Origin of the sequence: Methylomonas sp. LL1, assembly GCF_015711015.1 — a bacterium.
Lineage (GTDB): Bacteria > Pseudomonadota > Gammaproteobacteria > Methylococcales > Methylomonadaceae > Methylomonas.
The window spans coordinates 4,355,786-4,371,217 of record NZ_CP064653.1 but is presented as its reverse complement, the minus strand read 5'-3'; the positions used below and the strand labels follow the sequence as shown (position 1 = coordinate 4,371,217).

The window sequence follows — 15,432 nt, the reverse complement described above, 5'->3', positions numbered from 1 at the left end:
ACGCCATGCAAAATCGTCTAAAGTTACAATTAAGACGTACCCTGTTGCTAAGTTGTATTGGAAATTATGCTTATGCGCAACCCAGCATGGACGATTTGATGGAGTTATCACCGGCGGAACTCGGCGATATTTCCGTCAGCATAGCCTCCGGCACCGCCAAAGCCCTATCGCACTCCGCAGCAGTCACCAGCGTCATCACGGCGGAACAAATCAGCACGATGGGCGCCACCGAACTGCATGAAATTCTGGAAACCGTACCCGGCATCCACGTCACCATCCAACCTGTCACCAACGATTACACCTATACCATGCGCGGCATGCGCAACGATACCAATGCCGAGGTGTTGTTAATGATGAACGGCACCCGCTTTTCGGTACCTCAGCAAGGTACCCATATGGCAGGCATGATCATCCCGGTCGAAAACATTCAGCGAGTTGAAGTCATCAGAGGGCCGGGTTCGGCGCTTTACGGCGCCGACGCCTTTGCCGGCGTGATTAACATCGTCACCAAAAAGGCCGCCGACCTGGATGGTGTCACTGTCGGCGCCCGAGGCGGCAATGCCGACAGCAAAAGCGCTTGGGGACAATATGGCGGGCAATGGCAAGGTTGGAGCGTGGCCACCAGCCTGCAATACAGCCATAATGGCGTCGACCCGGATCGTATCATTTATTCCGATGCCCAAACGCAACTGGATAGCCTATTACACACCCAAGCCTCCCTTGCTCCCGGTCCGATGCAAACCCAAAACGAGCGCTGGAATGGGCATCTGAATTTACAGCGCAAGCATTGGGATTTGAGTTTCTGGGCTTTCAACGAAGCCGATACCGGTTTTCGGGCCGGATCCAGCGGCGCGCTGGATAACCGCGGCAAGCTCAACGGCAGCAACTATCTAGCTGATGTGCGCTATTCCAGCGAGGATAGCATTGATGATTGGGAACTTCAGGTCCATGCCAGTTTGCTGCATACCGACGTATTAGCGAATGTCTATAGCCTTCCAGCCGGCTCTGTAGTGCCCATGGGCGCTGACGGTAATTTGAGTAGCACAACCCCGGTCGGCTTGGTTGCCTTCCCGGATGGCATGCATTTCATCTCCGGTAGAAAGAATACCGTACCCAGCTTCGAGTTCACCAGCATTTATAACGGCTTCAGCGATCACCTATTACGCATGGTTGCCGGATTTCGCTACGAAGAATTGAATACTCATGAAGACCGCAATTTTGGCAGCGGTATTATCAACGCTTCCACTTTACGATCACCTCCCGCTATCAACACGGCCGGTGGCTTGGAAAATGTTACCGGTACTCCCCTAGCTTTTCTCGGCGATCATCATCGGGACATCTGGTCCATGGCCGTACAAGACGAATGGCAAATCGCAGCGGACTGGCAGTTGACCACGGGCCTGCGCTACGACCATTACTCGGATTTTGGCAATACCTTAAATCCGAGAGCAGCTCTGGTTTGGGACATCAATCCTGAATTAACCGGCAAAATATTGTACGGCCGAGCCTATCGGGCTCCCAGTTTTCTGGAGCAATACCAACAAAACAGCCCTCAATTCACGGGCACCCCCTCACTTCATCCGGAAACCATTGAAACAACCGAACTAGCTTTCGATTACCGCCCTACCAAGACGCTTAGAACCAGTCTAAATCTGTTTTATTACAAAATAGAAGATCTAATCGGCGGTGAATTTGTCACCCAAGGAGCACCTTTAACCCAAACCAATACACCGGGCCAACACGCTTACGGCAGTGAATTTGAATGGGATTGGAAATTTCATCCGGATTGGAGTTTGCGCGGCAATTATGCTTGGCAATATGCTCGCCAGGAAGCCAGTTTACGCCGGGTCAGCAACGTACCTGAGCATCATGTTTATAACGCTCTAGCCTGGAATTTCACACCGAAATGGCAAATTCAAACCCAAATTAACTGGTTGGGACACCGTCTTAGCAGTTCGGATGACAGACGGATTTTGGAAGATTACGAAACCGTCGACCTGACCATAAATGCCAAACGTCTGATGGGGTATTTAGATTTAACCGCCTCGGTTCGTAACCTGTTCGATAGTAACGGCAAGGAACCGGCAGTCAGTAGTTACCCCGATAACCTGCCCATTGCCGGTCAAAGCTTTTATTTCGAGGCCCAAGTGCATTTTTAGGCGGTGATAGCTTGTCTGTTAAGCTGTTGCCTGATCGCATCCAGCAAGTGAGCCACCATTCTTCTGCTCAGCCATGCTTCTCCTTGAGTCACCGCGGGTATCAACCTACCGATATAGTCCGATAATTGCCGCCCTTCCTGATAACCCTTGGCGCCCGCCAATAAACAGCGAAAAATCTGCTCCTCACTCATTTCCTCGCCAATAACCACCAGATTTGACCTAGCCGTTGCGGCAAGTAGCAAACGGATATAGTCAGGCGTTTGTCCTCCTAGCAGACCATAGTCCAGTAAAATCAATTCCGGTTGTTGTTGCTGAGCAACATTCAAGGCTCGGATTTCATCGGTAATACAAACCACCTCAGCTTCGATAGCCACTAAAATTGTCGCTATTTGTCCGGTGTCATCTATTACAAGAATTTTCATCTGGATAAGGCATATTCAAATTTCTATGGACTGGCTTTCAACAAAATACCAGTAGCTATGGTTATAGAATCCATTGGGTAGCGGATACTTGGTTTGCAGCCTAATCCAAAGCGAAAACTCAAGGATTATCCTAGGAACACACTAGTCAGCGGTTATATCGACAAAACCGTGCAAGCCTCGTTTTGAATCCGCAGCCAACCAATCCTTTAAGTATTGCAGCTCTTTGGTTAATTGCAATTCATCCAGGCTTTTTTTATTTTTTAGCAAACGAAAGGCGGAAGATAAGACTTTGTAATCCGCACCAACTATACCGGCCCGCCTCAAGCCGACGATGTTAAGCCGGTAATGTTTAGCCGGGCGGCCACCAATCAACATGAACGGAATCACATCCATATTGATACCGGTAGTGCCCTGCACGATCGCGTAAGAGCCTATCCGGCAAAACTGATGTACCACGACAGCCCCTCCCATAAACACGTTATTACCCACTTCCACGAAACCACCAATCGCTACATTATTGGCAAAGATGGTTTTATCGCCCACCGAGCAATCATGCGCGACGTGACTGTTATTCATGAAATAGCAGCCGGAACCAATTTTAGTTGAACCGCCAGCGGCCGTGGCCCTATGCGCGGTGAAACCTTCGCGAAACACATTACCGTCGCCAATCTCCAACCAGGATTCGGTTTCGGGTTTGAAGCCGACATCCTGCGGCAAACCACCCAGTACCGCATGAGGATGCAGTATATTGCCCTCGCCCATTTTTACATGGCCATGAACCACCGCATGCGCCCCGATTTGACTATTGGCGCCAATATCCGCCCCGTCTTCAATGACCGCAAACGGACCGACACTGACATTCGCCCCCAATTTGGCGTTAGGCGCAATAAAGGCGGAAGGGTGGAACTGAACGGTCATGAATTATCCTCTGGGATGAAATTTTGAATGTAGCTCTTTCAGGCGATGTTGCGCAATATGCGTATAAATCTGGGTAGTCGACAAATCCGAATGCCCCAGCAATAATTGCACTACCCGCAAATCGGCGCCATGATTGAGTAAATGCGTGGCGAACGCATGCCGCAAGGTATGCGGCGACAAATGCGCATTGATGCCGGCCTGTTTGGCATAACGTTTGATAATATGCCAAAACGACTGCCTTGTCATACAGGAGCCTCGCGCGGTGACGAAAAGAAAATTGCTTTGCCTATTACCGAGAATATCCTGCCTGGGTCCTGTCAGATAACGTTCCAACCATACCATGGCCTCTTCGCCCACCGGCACTAATCGCTCCTTTTCGCCTTTACCGACTATTCTAATGCAGCCTTGCCGGAAATTTACCTGCTGAAAATTAATTTCCACCAATTCCGATACCCTAAGACCGGCGGCATACAACAACTCCAGCATGGTTCGGTCTCTGAAGCCCAAGGCATGCACGGTTTCAGGAGCCTGTAACAGCAGCTCGACCTCGGTTTCCGACAAGGAATGCGGCAATGAGCGGCCGATATGCGGCGCATCGATCAACTGGGAAGGATCCGTACTAATTTTATTTTCCCGCAGCAAATATCGATAAAATCGCCGTAAGCAAGACAGCAACCGGGCCGAAGAACGACTACTGTGCCCTTGCTTCTGCCGGTATTGTAAAAAAACGGCAATATCCTCCGCGCCGACCTCGATCAACGTCTTTTTTTCAAGCCATTTGTCGAACTGATTTAGATCGCTGCCATACGCAGCCAATGTGTTATTGCTGAGACCAAACTCCAGCCACAGGTCATTTAGAAAAGATTCTATGATCTTCGCCGAGCCACTCATGGCCGATTCATTACAATTTCACTTTCATATTCGAGCAACTGTATTTTCAAGTCGACCATGGCACCACGACTCTGCCCCATGAACCCCCCCGGACCGGATTTGGAAACCACGCGATGACAAGGAATAATACCGGCATAAGGATTATTTCGGCAAGCTTGCGCGACGGCGCGCGGACCTGAACCCAATTTGTTGGCTAACGCCGAATAACTCATTTTTTGTCCCAGCGGAATCTCAAGAAGCGCTTGCCAAACACGTTGACTATAAGCGCTTCCCTGTTTGAGCAAGCTAACCTGAAGACGATTGCGGTCGGGGTCGAGTAAATAACGTTTTAGTTGAACGGCTAACTCGGTATCTGTTAGCGACGGGCGACTGTCCGGGATAACCCATGAGGCATCGACAATGACATCACCCAGCAGGGTGATCGTTAACTCCGCCTCCAATAGCGGCACAGTCAGTTGCGTCTTAACGCCATCCGCAACAGTTTGCCAAATGATCTGTAGAGACATATTTGTTCTAAATGCCAGGACAAAAAAAAGGCAGCTTGAAGCCGCCTTTTTTGGATCGATTCGCCAGTTACACGAACCTGTCTATCGCCTATATCAAGACAGTTTTTCCTTGATACGAGCGGCTTTACCGGTCAGTTCGCGCAAATAATACAGTTTGGCGCGGCGCACATCGCCTCGGCGCTTAACTTCGATACTACCAACTGAAGGGCTGTGGGTTTGGAATACACGCTCGACGCCTACGCCGTGAGAAATTTTTCTGACGGTGAAAGCAGAATTCAGACCGCGATTACGCTTGGCAATCACAACACCTTCAAATGCCTGCAATCTTTCCCGTGTACCTTCGACAACCCGTACTTGCACAACCACGGTATCGCCCGGTCCAAAATTCGGCACGTCTTGTTTCAGCTGAGCCGCTTCCAATTCTTCAATAATATTACTCATTACCACACCCTAATTTATCAACTTCAGTTTTAAATTCACTCAGCAAAGCCTTTTGCTCTGCGGTTAATTGTATTTTTTCCAGCAAATCCGGTCTTCTCAACCAAGTCCGCCCTAGCGATTGCTTCATCCGCCAACGTTTGATTTCGGCATGGTTACCCCCCAAAAGCACCCGTGGTACTCCACCGAAATCAGCTTGTTCCGGTCGGGTATAGTGCGGACAATCCAGCAACCCATCGGCGTGAGAATCCTGTTTGGCCGAATCTTCATCACCCAATACACCGGGAATCAATCGAGTCACCGCATCAATCACAATCAGCGCAGCCAGCTCACCCCCACTAATCACATAATCGCCCAAAGACCATTCTTCATCACACACCTGATCGATGAAACGCTCGTCTATGCCTTCATAGCGTCCGGCAATCAAAATCAATTGTTCAAGTTGACTGGCTTCCTGCAATAACGGCTGGGAAATCAATTTGCCTTGCGGACTTAGACAAATCACCCGACGTTCCGCCGAGGCTGTCCGGCACTTAGCGGCATCGACCGCATCCAGCAAGGGCTGATACTTCATCACCATTCCCGGACCACCGCCATAAGGCCGATCGTCGACGGTTCGATGCCTGTCATGGGTATAATCGCGAGGATTCCAAACCGACAGCCCGACTAGGCCATTTTCGATTGCCTTTCCGGTAACGCCATAACTTGCGGCATCCCGCACCATTTCCGGAAAAAGACTGATGATGTCAAATCGCATCCCGGATCAGAAGTCAGGATCCCAATCGACAACCATCAAACCGGCTTCCAAATCGATCTTCAACACTATCTGTTGCTGCAAAAAGGGAATCAAGCGTTCGATTTCCCCATCCAGAACCACTAATACGTCGTTTGCCCCGGTTTCCAGCAGATGGTCAACCTGGCCCAATTTGACACCTGTCTGAGTTTCAACTTGGAGTCCCACTAAGTCGGCCCAATAGTATTCGCCCGGCTGCGGCTTTGGCAACTGCTGTTTGAGGATCAGTATCTCGGAACCCATCAGCGCTAACGCAACATCCCGATCAACAATACCTTCAAGCTCGGCCACCACGGCATTACCTTGGCGCTGACCACCTATAACCTTGATTTCCCTGACTTGGTTATTTTTCCGCAAAATCCATGGTGAATACTGCAATATGTTTTCGCGCGGCTGAGTAAACGAGAAGACCTTTACGAAGCCTTTTACACCAAAAACGCCGGATATTTGCCCGGCATTTAGATAATCACTATTTGACAACGGTCTCTTAAGCGGCTGCTTTGCTAGCGTCTTTGATCAATCTGGCTACGCGATCCGACGGCTGAGCGCCGTTGGATTGCCAATATTGAACGCGTTCCGTATCCAGAACCAATCTTTGCTCGTTACCACGCGCCAAAGGGTTAAAGAAACCAACGCGCTCGATATAACGACCGTCACGACTACTTCTGCTATCAGTAACGACAACGTGATAAAAAGGACGATTTTTAGCGCCGCCTCTGGACAAACGAATGCTTACCATTTGAATACCTTAAACATTGAATCAAAATTTAATTAAACTATTCTACGCGATTTTTCGCATAAGTGAAGTATAAATTACAAAACTTACAATCTCATGCCGCGCATATTGCTTTTCAAACCGCGCATCATGTTGGTGATATTGCCTTTGCTGAACTTCTTCATCATCTTTTCCATCATCTGATGCTGTTTCAGAACCCGATTTACCGCTTGTAGATCCAAGCCACAACCATCGGCGATACGCTGTTTTCGGTTACCTTTAATCAAGTCCGGAAATTTTCTTTCTTGCGGCGTCATGGAATTGATCACCGCAATTTGTCGAGCCAAGTCCTTGTCATTGACCTTATCCTTAACTTCTTTCGGAACACTGCCCATGCCGGGCAACTTGTCCATCATGGCACTAATGCCACCCATGTTTTGCATCTGCTGCAACTGTTCTTTCAAATCATTCAGATCAAAACTCTTACCTTTTTGAATCTTTTTCGCCAGTTGCTCGGCTTTTTTCTTGTCGACCTTATCTTCGATATCCTCAATCAGCGACAACACGTCGCCCATGCCCAGAATACGGGAAGCCAACCGGTCCGGGTAAAACGGCTCCAGAGCATCGGTTTTTTCGCCCACACCGATAAACTTGATTGGCTTACCGGTTATATGACGAATAGACAGCGCCGCGCCACCCCTAGCATCGCCATCGGCCTTGGTCAAAATCACACCGGTCAGCGGCAGGGCATCATGAAACGCCTTCGCGGTATTGGCGGCATCCTGACCCGTCATGCTATCGACCACAAACAAGGTCTCGATCGGCTTGATCGCCGCATGCAGTTCTTTGATCTCAGCCATCATTTCATCATCGATATGCAACCGGCCCGCAGTATCAACAATCAACACGTCGATAAATTGACGCTTAGCGGCATCCACAGCACGCTTGACGATATCAATCGGATTCTCGGACGCATCGCTTTCGAAAAACTTCAGGCCGACATCCTCGGCCAAGGTTTGCAACTGCTTGATCGCGGCAGGCCGATAAACGTCGACACTGACTACGCCGATTTTTTTCTTTTTCTTTTCCTTTAGATGGCGGCCTAATTTTGCCACCGTGGTCGTTTTCCCGGCCCCCTGCAAACCCGCCATCAACACGATCGCCGGCGGCTGTGTACGCAAATTCAACTCTTCGTTGGCCGACCCCATCACCTTGACCAATTCGGCCTGCACGACCTTGATAAGCGCCTGGCCCGGAGTCAGACTAGTCTGCACCTCCTGCCCCAAGGCACGCTCCGTGACTTGCCCGATAAAATCAGTCACCACCGGCAGCGCAACGTCGGCTTCCAGCAGCGCCATACGGACTTCACGTAGGGTATCTTGAATGTTTGCCTCGGTCAGACGGCCTTGGCCTTTAAGTTTTTTCAGGGTACCGCTCAGGCGGTCGGTTAAATTATCAAACATATCTGCGTCTTTGTTTTTCTATGATTGAGGCTGACAGGGTCTAACATTAAACAGGTTAGAACAATCCGGCCGCTTAGTTTAACATAAGCCATTAGCAACGCCTTTTTGATTATTTCCCACCATACAGTCATGAACAGCACTTTTGTCGGCATCGCTTCGGTTTTAAGCTACGCCTTCGCATCGACACTGATTATTCGAGAATTAATCAGCCAGTGCGAACAACACCGCAATTCCATTCGCATGGCCTGGCTTGGCGCGGCTTTGCACTGCACCTATATCATTCTAATTTTTCTGCAGAACAACGGCTTTAATTTCGGTTTTTTCAATGCAGCCGGATTAGTAGCACTATTCATCGTTTTATTGCTATTGTTTGCGGCACTGGACAAACCGGTTGAAAAGTTGGGCATCGCCATTTTTCCGCTAGCCGCAATTATGCTCGGCCTGGCCATGAGCCTACCGGAAAACAACCATTCTGTCGCCGCACACGACTGGCAAATGAGCATTCACATCCTCTCCTCCATTATCGCCTTCAGCCTACTCAACATCGCCGCCCTGCAAGCCATATTACTTGCCATCCAGGACCAACAACTTCGAAGCCACCACCCCAAGCGCCTAATCCTTGCCCTGCCACCATTACAAGCCATGGAAACACTGCTATTTCAAATGATAGGCACGGGAATGTTTTTCTTGACCGCATCTTTGTTTAGCGGCTTTATTTTTATTGAAGATTTATTCGCCCAGCATCTTGTACACAAAACCGTATTATCCATCATCGCCTGGATAATTTTTTCAAGCCTGTTACTTGGTAGAGTGCGATATGGATGGCGAGGCAAAACCGCCATCCAATGGACATTGACGGGATTCGTTTTATTGTTACTGGCCTATTTCGGCAGCAAACTGGTGCTGGAATTGATTTTGAAAAAAGTTTGAAGTTATTGATTCAAGCACGAACATCTATTTTACCGGCATCGGCAACATTTCCCGCGGCCTCTATTAATTTTAAAGCGGCCTCTCCTTGCATTTTTTCGACATCCTGAGCCTTCTTCACCAAACCGACTTGAAGGTTCTGTTTCGCAGCCACCTCGCTCATCAGAGCCGTTATCAATCCGGCGGCATTACCACTTGAAACTGAATCGACCATAACACACCTCCTAACGATAAATAACCCAGCAGCTATCGACAATTATCAACCAATATTTAACTTCCTCTACCAGCTAACAATTGCCGCCTCATGCTGATAGCAGCCTCGTAGTCGGGCTTTTGCTGTAGAATAAAATCGAGCATCATCTCTGCGGCATCGTAAACATTAGACTCCATATAAAGCCTCGCAAGCTTCATTTGCACCAACGTATCACCGGGGAATTGACCAACATAACTATTGTACGCGTCGATGGCCAGCATTACATCACCATGCAAACGCTGTATTTCCGCATAAAAAGGTAAAAACACCGGATTTAATTGCGACAGACACTGTAATGCTAAATTCACGTTGTCTGCATCGCCAAGCTCAATACCAATCGCGGCAATTCTAAGCAAAGCTTCTTCCAGCAAAACGTCACCACCATCTATAATTTGGTGGTAAGCAATCAATGCAAGCTCAGTCTTGCCTTCCAATTCAGCTAAATAGCCGTTAACCAAATACCGATAAGGCGCTACCAACTGTTGCTGTTCGTGTCCGTCCAAACTAACTAACAAGTCACGCAATCCTTCAGTTTTCTTATGTTTGAACAGCAGACCAGCTCTTTGCCTAACAATAGCCAAATTACTATGCCTTTTTATCAAAGCCAAGTGACGGGTGTCTTTATGATTAAGTATCTGCACGAAATTATTTTCAAATTCGTCAAAAACCGCTTCCGCTTCCGCTTCCGACGAAACTACCCGATCGGGGTGTGCAGCACGCCAAATTCTGACCCGTCCAAAACTCTTGTCTTGCCGCCACTGCTCGAAAATACGATCAAAATTGGGTTCCGAAAGATTTTCTTGTCGTCTCACAATAAGCCGTTCAATAGCCTCTTCTATTATTTGCAATAATTTCGCGGCGCCTTCTTGATAAGCGTCATAATAAACATTACCCAGCTGCCTGGCTTCTTCCGCAGTCCAATCTTCATCATTGAATGGTTTCATCACCTGCATAAAGCGCCTGATACCGAATCTTTTTACCAACTTGGCAAAATGTCTATGCTCGCGTTTGAGTTTTTTCTCGATTCGATCAAGCAACTTCTTGTCTTTGTAATTCTCCAAAACGCCCGATGCGTTATACATAGCATCATTGATACTGCGCGCCTGTATAGCCAAACGGACGATGGCTCGAATCTGGAATTGAGCACGCTTCAATTCGATCAGCGAGGCCTGTAAATATTGATCGGTATCCGCCGTATTCTTGATTCTGGCGTCGACCACTGCTGAAGTCTCCATACAAGATTCATCAAGGTGAATATCGCCGAATGGCATGAACTCGACAGCCTCAATCCTGGCCGCGCCCGAGGAGACATTTATTACCTGTGCACCTTCCGCGACCATGCGCTTAGCCTGCATACTCAGGCTCTTGATCGCCATGGCAAAATCATTACCGGTTGGAGCCATGAAGCCGCCGTTAGTTTCAACTTGTAACGACGTCAAATCGAGTTTTGGCCCCGCCAATTGCTCGTTACTACCTTTAGCATGAGTAAAGCCATCGCGAGTGTAACAGAGATCGACACCAGCCAAGATAACACGCCTAAAGCCAAAATCATGAGCCACATTCATTGCAGAATTGGTCACAGTGGGTCCGGCTCCACTTAAATTAGCCTCATTCAACGCAGAATCCCACGGTAATCGATGCCCTAGGTATAACATTAAGCCAGGCCATTGATTGGCCAACGTAGGCACGACATGATAAGAAGCGATGAATATTGTCTTTCGGCCAAAGTTAAGCATTTCCTTACTGACATCAAAACTGACCTCGTGTGGATCCACCGAAAATACAAAATCTGGCTCTATCCCCGCAGCAAGCAGCTGCCGGGAAATTCTAGAAACTGCGAATAGTACAAACTTTCGCCGATGCATCCTTATCCACGGCAACGCCTCATCCAGCGATGGGCCTCCCGCTAAAATCACGACCGTTTGCCCCCGAAAAGCGTTTTGCAATAATTTCGCAGGCAATCTGTTTTCGGCAATGTTGTTAATCTGCCGGTCTATAAATGCCTCCTGCCCGATCGCCATGTTGTTTTGCCAATGCAATTGCGACAAAACTTCCACAATTCCCCAGCTCAATTCAGCATATTCGTTGATAAAATCATCCTGCGCACAAATGGCGTTGAAAGACCGTACCGCTCCGATATACAGGTAATCGGATATTTTGAACCCCCTAATCGCCCTGTCCCAATCCGACAAACTAATGCAAACTATCCTATCGTTTGATTCGCCCAGCAATCGATATTCCCGTAGCGCTTGCAACACGATTTCAGGCTCTATGAAAATATAGCGCGTCCCTTTCGGCAAGGTTCGGTTTTGTAAATAGCGCAACAATAGTCCCGAATCGGTACCGACAATGATGTTCAAGGTATTTTCCTTGAACAACGCATCTCCAAATCTAGCATCAAACAATGCGGACGCACTCACCTTATCGAAAGCGTGCCGGTTTAAATTGAACAGAAAGGTCTCGCCCGCTTCATTACTAGACAAAGGACCTAACAGATGTTCGCCTACCAGAGTTTCGCCACTATCCATTTTGCTATTTAATTAAAGACGCTTATTGCAATAACTGCAGAACGCCCTGGGTTGATTGATTGGCTTGCGCAAGCATAGCCGTTCCAGCTTGCTGCAGAATCTGCGCTCGACTCAATTGTGCCGTTTCCGATGCAAAATCCGCATCCATGATTCTTGAGCGGGCTGCACTTTGGTTTTCGATAGACGATTGCAAGTTGGAGATAGTCGCCGTAAAACGGTTCTGGATGGCACCAAGTTTGGCTCGGAAGTCATCGATCCTGGCAATGGCCGTATCGATATTCGTAATCGCAGACATAACATTGGAAAATGTCGCCAAACTGCCGATTGATGCCGCATCACCAAATAACAAACTCAAACCGGAAAGTGTTTCTAAATTAGACACGGTGATACTGATCTGATTATTGGTGCTGGTATTGGGGCCAACTTGAAAAATCGCACTGGCTAACGACCCATTTAAAATTTTCTTACCATTAAACTGAGTGTTTTCAATAATCCGCAGCACTTCCGTGCCAAGCTGCTTAAATTCTGTTTGTAATTTTTCCCGATCATTTGAACTTACGGCCCCAAAATTTGCCGCTTGTATGGCCAGATCACGCATCCTCTGCAAAGTTTCAGTAATATTCCCCATACCCGCTTCCGCTGTCTGCGCCATGGAAATACCGTCGTTGGCATTCCGCATCGCCACAGTCATACCTCTAATCTGAGAGGTCATGCGGTCGGCGATGGACAAACCCGCAGCATCGTCTTTTGCACTATTTACCCGCATCCCTGAAGACAACCTTTCCATAGAAGTTTGTAGCGCTTCGTTGGTTTTGCTGAGCATCCGCTGGCTATTCAGTGATGCAATGTTGGTATTAATAACCATTGATGATGGCATGACGGTTCTCCCCGTAAGTGTTTGATGAAATAGGCTTTATCGCCAACAACCCATTTCATACACTTTTCATGCCATAGACCAAACTACCACTTAAATATCAATAATTTAACAAAATAAGCATTCTATTTGACAATTTTTTGACTTTTTACCATTTTAATTTTTTACCCTTACTATCAATATTCAAGTGACAAAGTTTTCGCGCCGTCACGTCTTAAACAACAGCAAAACGCTTCTCCTTCCGCAGGAATAACAATTCAAAATATTTGAAAGAATCCAGACATTCTGCATAATTCCTTATTTCAAAGATAGCAAAAGAATGCAGTCAGAATGAGATTTCTAAAGGAAATCGACACTACCGATGAACGAGAAGAGTTGCCTACAATATGGGGCAACTTCAAGAAAAACCACTATTGATTATTATAGGCATTGACAGCCAGGCGCGCCCGTCTGATGGTCATTTGCTGCTGGACAGCAATCTGTTTTTGCTCTTCGACTCTGGCCTGAAACAGCGCATCTTGCTCTAATACAGCGTCGGCGAGCGGCTTAAGAACTGCCCGTCTCTGCCCACTAAGCTCGGAAGAGAATAATTGCCGAATGAAGGCATAGCGTGACTCCAGAACCATCGCTAAAGTTTCCCATTCAGAAGAAATGATACAAGACTCAATTTTCTCGGAGTAAGTATGCAGAGCATTTTTTTGCTGCTCTATCCAATCCCCATCAATAAAATCCAAATCATCAGCCGATAGCATCCCATGCTTCCTTAATGTCTTTCATTAAACCCGCTACTTCATCCAATTTTTCGACACTATTTTCATGACTGGCTTGTAATAAACAATTATTGATATAAACATATAACTGCCGTAAGTTAACAGCCAATTCCCCACCTTGCTCAACATTCAAGGCTTCGTCAAGACCGCCTATGATGCCAATTGCCTTCGATATATAGAGACTTTTGGTTTCCATATCTCCATGAATGATTGCCCCTTTTGCCGAATTGACTCTCGCCAAAAAACCTTCCATTAACATTTGTATCAAACGATGAGGAGAATCATCACCTACTCCGCCAACATTATGCACACTGGCATATTGACTGGCGCCCTTCTTATATGTGGTGGCATACATGAAAATTTCTCTTAATTTAGATTATTGATCCAATTGCTTAAAAAAGTACCTGTCGAATTAAAAGTGCCAACTGAAATATCCATCGCAGTAAACTGTTTCAACAACATCGCCTCAACACTACTTTGCCGTCGTTCGACGTCAAGTTTCCGACTATCCAAAGCAGATAATTGCTTCTTCAGTGAGTTTTGCTGGCTATCTAAAGGGCCACCCGACTGCAAAAAATAGCTCAAACGCTCATGCAACCGGGTCGCCACCCCTTCGGTAGATGTAAAAACATCACTGACTGCCTGCAAATCAAGGCTTAATACTTCATTGAGTTTCGAGCTATCCAGGGACATGGAACCATCCTTGATAGAGATACCCATCATCGCCAGCGAATTATAGCTACCTACCACCGATGACACAGTATTCATGGCGGTCTGACGCAGTTGACTACTTATGTAACGTAAAGTTGAATTGCCGATCAAGGGGCCATTGCCAGAACCGCTACCGTCTGTAGAACCTCCATATTTCCCTAGGCTCTGAGTCGTAGAACTTAATTTGTTATAGGCCGTGACAAATTCATTAACAACAGTATTGATCGCGTCGTTATCAAGACTGATCTCCACATTGATAGTCTGATCTGCCGCAGTTACTTTGCTCAAATTAAGCGTAACCCCTGGCATAATATCGGTTATGGTATTACTGCTTCGAGTTGCTATTTGACCATCGACTTTTATCTTGGCATCGCTTGCATCCACCTGAGATAACGCATCAAAATTAACCGAAGCAAACCTAGACAATCCTAATGTATCAGAATCATTACCGTCATCATCGTTTACTGAGACTGCGAATGCATTTTCAGTACCCGTATTTTTGGCTGTCAACACCAGTTTGGAAATGGTACCAGTACCGGCTCCATTATCGACATTTATGATACTGGCAGTAACTAAACTGTTATCTGAAGCGGTGTTGATGGCATCCCTCAAACCAGTTAAAGTCGTGGAGCCGTCAGTTGTTACTTGAAACGATGCTGATGCGGTTTCGATGGTTACGGTACCAGCTCCCACCAAAGCCGAAGCATTAGTAAATTCCGAGCTTGCGATTGATTTTTGCGCCTTGGCCAGCTGAGAGACTTCTATGGTGTAAGATCCAGATACCGAACCAGTACCTGCAGTGACTTTTAAAATGGATTCATCGGAAGAACTGGATTTATGCGTTTTGAATAAACTACTGTCTTTCAACTTGGCTACTGCCTTTTGAAAATCAGACAACGCACTCTTCAACGTTCCCAATCCACTGAGCCGGGTGTCGGCGATGGTCTTTTGGCGACTAATAGCATTTAAGGCTGGTTGTGATTCGGCTTTCGACAACTGGGAAACAAGGGTTTGAATGTCGATTCCACTGCCCAAGCCTACTGAAGATACAATCCCCATGACAC

General features: G+C 47.3%; 17 protein-coding genes. 2 read left to right on the top strand and 15 right to left on the bottom strand.

What is annotated here, in order from left to right:
* Positions 1 to 5 precede the first annotated feature (5 nt).
* Positions 6 to 2,159 (top strand): TonB-dependent receptor plug domain-containing protein, encoded by a 2,154-nt coding sequence (locus IVG45_RS20525; protein WP_196435605.1) that lies wholly within the window; start codon positions 6 to 8, stop codon positions 2,157 to 2,159.
* On the opposite strand, the gene IVG45_RS20520 is transcribed toward IVG45_RS20525, so the two are convergent.
* The 9 genes from IVG45_RS20520 to ffh all read right to left on the bottom strand — a co-directional run bounded on the left by IVG45_RS20520 (position 2,156) and on the right by ffh (position 8,305).
* Positions 2,156 to 2,581 (bottom strand): response regulator transcription factor, encoded by a 426-nt coding sequence (locus tag IVG45_RS20520; RefSeq protein WP_196435604.1) that lies wholly within the window; start codon positions 2,579 to 2,581, stop codon positions 2,156 to 2,158. The two genes, IVG45_RS20525 and IVG45_RS20520, sit on opposite strands and share 4 nt — an antisense overlap.
* Before the next feature lie 141 nt (positions 2,582 to 2,722).
* On the bottom strand, positions 2,723 to 3,499 hold the full coding sequence (gene lpxA / locus IVG45_RS20515; RefSeq protein ID WP_196435603.1) for an acyl-ACP--UDP-N-acetylglucosamine O-acyltransferase: 777 nt from the start codon (positions 3,497 to 3,499) through the stop codon (positions 2,723 to 2,725).
* A 3-nt stretch (positions 3,500 to 3,502) separates the two neighbouring features.
* Positions 3,503 to 4,390 (bottom strand): site-specific tyrosine recombinase XerD, encoded by an 888-nt coding sequence (gene xerD / locus IVG45_RS20510; protein WP_196435602.1) that lies wholly within the window; start codon positions 4,388 to 4,390, stop codon positions 3,503 to 3,505.
* Positions 4,387 to 4,896: a methylated-DNA--[protein]-cysteine S-methyltransferase gene (locus IVG45_RS20505; protein WP_196435601.1), complete on the bottom strand. Its 510-nt coding sequence runs from the start codon at positions 4,894 to 4,896 to the stop codon at positions 4,387 to 4,389. The genes xerD and IVG45_RS20505 overlap by 4 nt, the downstream gene beginning before the upstream one ends.
* A gap of 93 nt (positions 4,897 to 4,989) precedes the next feature.
* Positions 4,990 to 5,337 carry a 50S ribosomal protein L19 gene (gene rplS / locus IVG45_RS20500; RefSeq protein WP_196435600.1) on the bottom strand — a complete coding sequence of 116 codons (348 nt, stop codon included), beginning with the start codon at positions 5,335 to 5,337 and terminating at the stop codon, positions 4,990 to 4,992.
* On the bottom strand, positions 5,330 to 6,091 hold the full coding sequence (gene trmD / locus IVG45_RS20495; protein WP_196435599.1) for a tRNA (guanosine(37)-N1)-methyltransferase TrmD: 762 nt from the start codon (positions 6,089 to 6,091) through the stop codon (positions 5,330 to 5,332). Before trmD ends, rplS begins: the two co-directional genes overlap by 8 nt.
* Before the next feature lie 6 nt (positions 6,092 to 6,097).
* The gene (gene rimM, locus IVG45_RS20490) at positions 6,098 to 6,607 is read right to left on the bottom strand and encodes a ribosome maturation factor RimM (protein ID WP_196435598.1); all 510 of its coding nucleotides are present in this window, start codon (positions 6,605 to 6,607) and stop codon (positions 6,098 to 6,100) included.
* 7 nt (positions 6,608 to 6,614) lie between these two features.
* A complete protein-coding gene (gene rpsP / locus IVG45_RS20485) occupies positions 6,615 to 6,866 on the bottom strand; it encodes a 30S ribosomal protein S16 (RefSeq protein ID WP_196435597.1) in 252 nt (83 codons plus the stop codon).
* 83 nt (positions 6,867 to 6,949) lie between these two features.
* Complete coding sequence (gene ffh / locus IVG45_RS20480) at positions 6,950 to 8,305, bottom strand: signal recognition particle protein (RefSeq protein WP_196435596.1); 1,356 nt, start codon at positions 8,303 to 8,305, stop codon at positions 6,950 to 6,952.
* 129 nt (positions 8,306 to 8,434) lie between these two features.
* On the opposite strand from ffh, the gene IVG45_RS20475 reads away from it, so the two are divergent.
* Positions 8,435 to 9,235, top strand: coding sequence for a cytochrome C assembly family protein (locus IVG45_RS20475; protein WP_196435595.1), 801 nt, complete (start codon positions 8,435 to 8,437; stop codon positions 9,233 to 9,235).
* Positions 9,236 to 9,245: 10 nt separating this feature from the next.
* Here the strand turns inward: IVG45_RS20475 and IVG45_RS20470 are convergent, their stop codons facing one another.
* From IVG45_RS20470 to fliD, 6 genes are all read right to left on the bottom strand, one after another.
* Positions 9,246 to 9,446, bottom strand: coding sequence for a hypothetical protein (locus IVG45_RS20470; protein ID WP_196435594.1), 201 nt, complete (start codon positions 9,444 to 9,446; stop codon positions 9,246 to 9,248).
* Positions 9,447 to 9,502: 56 nt separating this feature from the next.
* Positions 9,503 to 12,013, bottom strand: coding sequence for a motility associated factor glycosyltransferase family protein (locus IVG45_RS20465; RefSeq protein WP_196435593.1), 2,511 nt, complete (start codon positions 12,011 to 12,013; stop codon positions 9,503 to 9,505).
* Between the two features lie 22 nt (positions 12,014 to 12,035).
* A complete protein-coding gene (locus IVG45_RS20460) occupies positions 12,036 to 12,890 on the bottom strand; it encodes a flagellin N-terminal helical domain-containing protein (RefSeq protein WP_196435592.1) in 855 nt (284 codons plus the stop codon).
* Positions 12,891 to 13,297: 407 nt separating this feature from the next.
* Positions 13,298 to 13,639: a hypothetical protein gene (locus tag IVG45_RS20455; protein ID WP_196435591.1), complete on the bottom strand. Its 342-nt coding sequence runs from the start codon at positions 13,637 to 13,639 to the stop codon at positions 13,298 to 13,300.
* Complete coding sequence (gene fliS, locus IVG45_RS20450; protein ID WP_196435590.1) at positions 13,626 to 14,012, bottom strand: flagellar export chaperone FliS; 387 nt, start codon at positions 14,010 to 14,012, stop codon at positions 13,626 to 13,628. Before fliS ends, IVG45_RS20455 begins: the two co-directional genes overlap by 14 nt.
* 11 nt (positions 14,013 to 14,023) lie before the next feature.
* A complete protein-coding gene (gene fliD, locus IVG45_RS20445) occupies positions 14,024 to 15,427 on the bottom strand; it encodes a flagellar filament capping protein FliD (RefSeq protein ID WP_196435589.1) in 1,404 nt (467 codons plus the stop codon).
* Positions 15,428 to 15,432 lie beyond the last annotated feature (5 nt).